At 45.9% G+C, this 5,217-nt stretch carries 5 protein-coding genes; 2 read left to right on the top strand and 3 right to left on the bottom strand.

Annotated elements, in window-relative coordinates; translation table 11 throughout:
* Positions 1–194: 194 nt before the first annotated feature.
* Positions 195–2,231, top strand: coding sequence for a copper-translocating P-type ATPase (locus tag ABFQ95_07485; protein ID MEN8237362.1), 2,037 nt, complete (start codon positions 195–197; stop codon positions 2,229–2,231).
* Between the two features lie 38 nt (positions 2,232–2,269).
* On the opposite strand, the gene nuoE is transcribed toward ABFQ95_07485, so the two are convergent.
* From nuoE to ABFQ95_07470, 3 genes are all read right to left on the bottom strand, one after another.
* Positions 2,270–2,788, bottom strand: a complete 519-nt coding sequence (nuoE, locus tag ABFQ95_07480; GenBank protein ID MEN8237361.1) for an NADH-quinone oxidoreductase subunit NuoE — start codon at positions 2,786–2,788, stop codon at positions 2,270–2,272.
* A 207-nt stretch (positions 2,789–2,995) separates the two neighbouring features.
* Positions 2,996–4,174: an NADH-quinone oxidoreductase subunit D gene (locus ABFQ95_07475; protein MEN8237360.1), complete on the bottom strand. Its 1,179-nt coding sequence runs from the start codon at positions 4,172–4,174 to the stop codon at positions 2,996–2,998.
* A complete protein-coding gene (locus ABFQ95_07470) occupies positions 4,175–4,819 on the bottom strand; it encodes an NADH-quinone oxidoreductase subunit C (GenBank protein ID MEN8237359.1) in 645 nt (214 codons plus the stop codon).
* A gap of 218 nt (positions 4,820–5,037) precedes the next feature.
* On the opposite strand from ABFQ95_07470, the gene ABFQ95_07465 reads away from it, so the two are divergent.
* Positions 5,038–5,217: hypothetical protein (locus tag ABFQ95_07465; protein ID MEN8237358.1), on the top strand; the 180-nt coding region annotated here is incomplete at its 3' end.

Genomic DNA, 5,217 nt, shown 5'->3' with positions numbered 1-5,217 from the left:
TCAGTCGGTAAAAGGATATAGAAAAATTTGTTCATGGGATGATGAGGCGTTAGCCCAGCTTATCATGAAAAATAAATAAATCTTCATGAGGTGGCCCTGCATGCATGCAGCTTCGATAAAGTCTGCTTCCGTGTTTGTAGATTGCTAAACAAACAAACGCTATACTCTCGTGAAATCAAAACACACGAAAGAAAATGTCCGGCACCCTTAAAATGTTACAAAAACAGCATAAGCACACCACAAATCACCAAGATTCAGGCTGTCACCACGGCAACCAGCAATCCATGGTACAGGATTATCGCCAGCGATTTTGGGTATCCCTGCTATTAACGATACCGATCCTTATTCTATCTCCTATGTTGCAAAAACTTTTAGGTCTTGATGCAATGCTACAATTTCCTGGGGATACCTATGTTTTGTTTGGACTTTCAAGCACTATTTATCTTTACGGTGGCTGGCCGTTTTACACTGGGTTGACCTCAGAGATCAGAGCCAAAAATCCCGGTATGATGACCTTGATTGGAGTGGCAATTACCACTGCCTACATCTACAGTGCCACCATCGTCTTTGGTCTGCCGGGAAAACCTTTTTTCTGGGAACTGGCCACGCTGATTGACATTATGCTGTTAGGTCACTGGGTTGAGATGAAGTCCGTAATGGGAGCCGGGGAAGCTCTTAAAGAACTCTCAAAATTAATGCCGGAAACTGCACGCTTAGTCCTGGCAAATGGAAAAACGCAGTCTGTTGCGTTACAGAATCTTAAAATCGGTGATCAGCTTCTTATTAAACCAGGAGAAAAGGTTCCAGCCGATGCACGAATTGTCGAGGGCAAAAGTGCGTTAAATGAATCGATGCTGACCGGGGAATCACTGCCCGTTACAAAACGTGAGGGGCATATGGTCATTGGTGGCTCCATCAATGGTGAAGGGGCGCTGGTGGTGCGTGTTGAGAACATCGGGGATCAAACATTCCTTAGTCATGTGATCAAACTGGTGCAAGAAGCACAAACCAGCAAATCCAAAACTCAAGATATTGCAGGGCGTGCAGCGTTTTGGCTAACGATGATTGCTCTTGGAGGTGGCGGGCTCACCTTTGCGGCGTGGGCGTGGATGCCGCAGGCAAGCATATCTTTTGCTATGGAGCGTATGGTAACCGTGATGGTTATTACCTGCCCGCATGCTTTGGGACTGGCCGTTCCTTTGGTCGTGGCAGTGTCAACTTCACTTGCTGCACATCATGGCCTTTTAATCCGGGATCGCAGTGCATTTGAAACTGCACGCAAGACTCAGGTAGTTGTGTTTGACAAAACCGGGACTCTGACAAAGGGGCTGTTTGGAATCACCGATGTGCTGGTATTTGATAAGGCGATTTCAGAAGAAGAACTGGTTACTTATGCCGCATCGGTGGAGCAAAATTCCGAACATCCGCTCGCACGCGGCATCGTGAGCAAAAGTGACCAACGATGGTCAGTTAAGGATTTCATCTCCATTCCAGGCCAAGGAGCCCAAGGGCTTGTTAAAGGAAAGAAAATCCAGGTGGTTGGTTCTGGGTACCTAAGGCAATCCAACATCTCCTTCAATAGCACAATCAATAGCACAATGCTTTCAGATTTCAGCCTACAGGGCAAAACTGTGGTGTATGTGCTGATAGATGGACAAGTGAAGGGGGCGATTGCCCTTGCTGACATTATTCGCCCAGAATCAACTACGGCGGTCAAAGCCTTGCAAGCAATGGGAGTACATTGCATTATGTTAACCGGTGATAACAAGCATGTGGCAGATTGGATTGGCAACCAATTGGGGGTAAACGAAGTGATTGCTGAAGTGTTACCTGAACAAAAAGCGCAAAAAATTCAAGAAATCAAAGCCAGAGGATGGATTGTGGCTATGACCGGTGATGGCGTTAATGATGCACCAGCCTTAGCTCAAGCTGACATTGGAATTGCCATCGGCGCTGGAACGGACGTGGCTATTGAAACAGCAGATATTGTTTTGGTCAAAAGCAACCCACTTGATGTGGTAGCGCTGATTGGCTTGGCTCGCAAAACCTATGCAAAGATGATACAAAACCTGATGTGGGCGACGGGTTACAATGTCTTTGCAATACCGATTGCTGCTGGAGTGTTGTACAAAGCAGGAATAATCTTGAGTCCAGCAGTAGGAGCAGTGTTAATGACTCTGAGCACAATTGTCTGCGCCGTCAATGCCAAGTTACTGCGTTATGGGCGGTGAGGATGATGGGCCCCTTCTACCCCCAGCTTTCTTGGAATTCACCGTGCCCCAGGCTTTGGAGGGTTGCCTGACTTAAGCTCATCCAAGATTTTCTCAATATTCTCTGAGGTTAAATCTTCGTAATAATCATCATTGATCTGCATCATCGGCGCATTGGCGCACGCACCCAAGCATTCAACTCCAGATAAAGAAAAAGCTGTATCTGGAGTCGTTTCGCCAAGTTTAATACCCAGCTTTTTCTGACACAACTTGACCACATCATCACTACCCCGCAACCAGCAGGGTGTGGTGGTGCAAACTTGCACGTGGTATTTACCCACGGGTTTGAGGTGAAACATCGTATAGAATGAGGCAACTTCGTAGACATGCATCGGCGACAGACCCAGCAAATCTGCAACGTGTTCAAGTGTCGGTTGCGGCAGCCAACCACCGCATTGCCGTTGCGCCATATCCAGCAACGGCAAAATTGCACTTTTTTGTCGGCCTACGGGGTAGCGCGCTAAAATCTTTTGCACTTGTTTTTGGTTTTCTGCTGTAAACGTAAATGTCTCACTCATTGACAACCCAAGCTTTGGATAAAGAAAGGCTTATACCCCACCTCTGCCAGCATTTTGAAAATTGATTTAGAAATAATGTAAAGCCCGTACAACACATTAGCATATGGCAATTTGCTTGTCTTGATGATTTTTTTCAAATTCATCAATTTCGAAAAGATCGTAACAAAGCATAGTGTATGCAAAATTTGATACCTCACTGGTATAGTCCTACCGATCGATCTCCCCAAAGACAATATCCATAGCACCAATAATGGCTGTAGCATCTGCCAGCATATGCCCTTTAGAGAGTTTTTCCATAGCTGCTAAAAAGAAATAGCTAGGAGGACGGATCTTGCAGCGATACGGCCTATTGCTACCATCGGCTACCAGATAAACGCCAAACTCCCCCTTAGGTGCTTCAACTGCTGCATAAATTTCTCCCTTAGGGACATGGAATCCTTCGGTATACAGTTTAAAGTGATTAATCATGGCTTCCATTGAGCTTTTCATCTCAGCGCGTTTGGGAGGAGCAATCTTTTGATCCTCGATCATAACCGGGCCTTCCGGCATTTTGTTTAAACATTGCTGGATGATTCTGATGCTCTGGCGCAACTCTTCAATTCGGACAAGGTAGCGAGCATAGCAATCTCCATGCTTGCCAACAGGAATATCAAATTCCATTTGCTCATAGACGTCGTAAGGCTGCGCTTTACGCAAATCCCACGCCACACCGCTGGCACGCAGCATCGGTCCGGTAAAGCCCCAGTTGATGGCTTCATCTGCGCCCATCACCCCAATATCAACGCTGCGTTGTTTAAAGATACGGTTTTCCGTCAGGAGCCCCTCAAGGTCAGCCAGAAATGCCGGGAACTGCTGACAATACTCGTGAATATCATCCATTAAGCCGTCAGGTAAATCCTGATGCACGCCCCCAGGGCGAAAATAGGCGGCATGCATACGCGCACCTGAAACCCGCTCATAAAAGCCCATCAGTTTTTCCCGTTCTTCAAACCCCCACAGCAATGGCGTAATGGCACCGATATCTAGAGCATAAGTGGTGATGTTGAGAAGATGATTCAAAAGCCGGGTAATTTCAGCAAACATCACCCGGATATATTGGCCGCGCGGCGGTGGCTCGATATTGAGCAGTCGTTCTATTGCAATGGCAAAACTGTGCTCCTGGCACATTGGGGCAACGTAATCCAGGCGATCAAAATAGGGAATTGCTTGCAGATAAGTTTTATGCTCAATCAGCTTTTCGGTGCCGCGATGCAGCAAGCCAATATGCGGGTCAGCGCGTTCTATCACCTCCCCGTCCATCTCAAGAATCAAGCGCAACACACCATGGGCTGCCGGATGCTGCGGTCCAAAATTGAGGGTCATGTTTTGTTTTTCAGAGCGTGGCATTTATTTTGATTTTTCCTCCTGCTTGTCAGCCGCCTTTTCATCTCCCGGTATGATAGGAGATGCATGCTGTGCAGCTGTCACCATTCCCTCCCAGGGACTTTCAAAATCAAAACTGCGAAACTGCTGTTGCAAATTGACGGGTTCGTTTTGTACCTGCTTGGTTTCTTGATCATAGCGCACCTGAACGCGGCCAATCAGGGGGAAATCTTTGCGCATGGGAAATCCATCAAAACCGTAATCCGTCAACAAACGACGCAAATCCGGATGACCTGCAAAGCGGATACCATACATATCCCAGACTTCTCGCTCGAGCCAATTAGCAGAGCGAAAGATAGAGCAAATTGATGGTACCATATCCGCCTCATCAACCCGAATTTTCACCCGCAGGCGTTGATTATGTTTGAGGCTCAACAAATGATATACCACTTCGAATCTAGGCGTGCGCGCTGGGTAATCCACCCCACATAAATCAACCAATTGCCGAAATAACAGACCTTCTGCATCACGCAAATAAGTCAAAATTTTAGCAATAGCTTTAACAGGCACAACAATGCTAAGCTGATCTGCCGCAATGCTGTCCTCCAACAAATCAGTTTTCAATGCCTCTTGAATCTTGTGTAGCAATTCGTTGAGCGAAGATACCACTTAAAGCCTCTTAAACGTCCGTGCATTTGCAATATGCAGGTGATTATAGAGGAAAAAGTGATTGGGCTAAATAGGGAAGATGAGAAGGTGCAGGATCCGGGACAGGATCCAATTCTTTGGCTCTTTTGAAAAACATGTGGGTAGTAGATTTTCTTCCTAATCAAAAATTTCGATACTAACTTCTTCAGTTAAGTAAAAAAATAGCGAAACTTAGAATCATGATCGGCACTAATGCCTTGTTTTTCAATGCATTATGGATGGACTCTCTTTGGTATATTTTCAGTATTCAAAGAGATTCAAAGAAAAAACGTTTAGATATTAGTGTAATATTTGTACAGGGGAACATTTTTGCTTATAAAGATGACAGATCAGGAGAGGAACCATACAGAGGTCAGTTT

Source organism: Pseudomonadota bacterium (assembly GCA_039714795.1).
In the GTDB taxonomy this organism is placed as follows: Bacteria; Pseudomonadota; Alphaproteobacteria; order JAGOMX01; family JAGOMX01; genus JBDLIP01.
The sequence above is the reverse complement of the archived record's forward strand: the minus strand, read 5'-3'. Positions and strand labels throughout refer to the sequence as shown.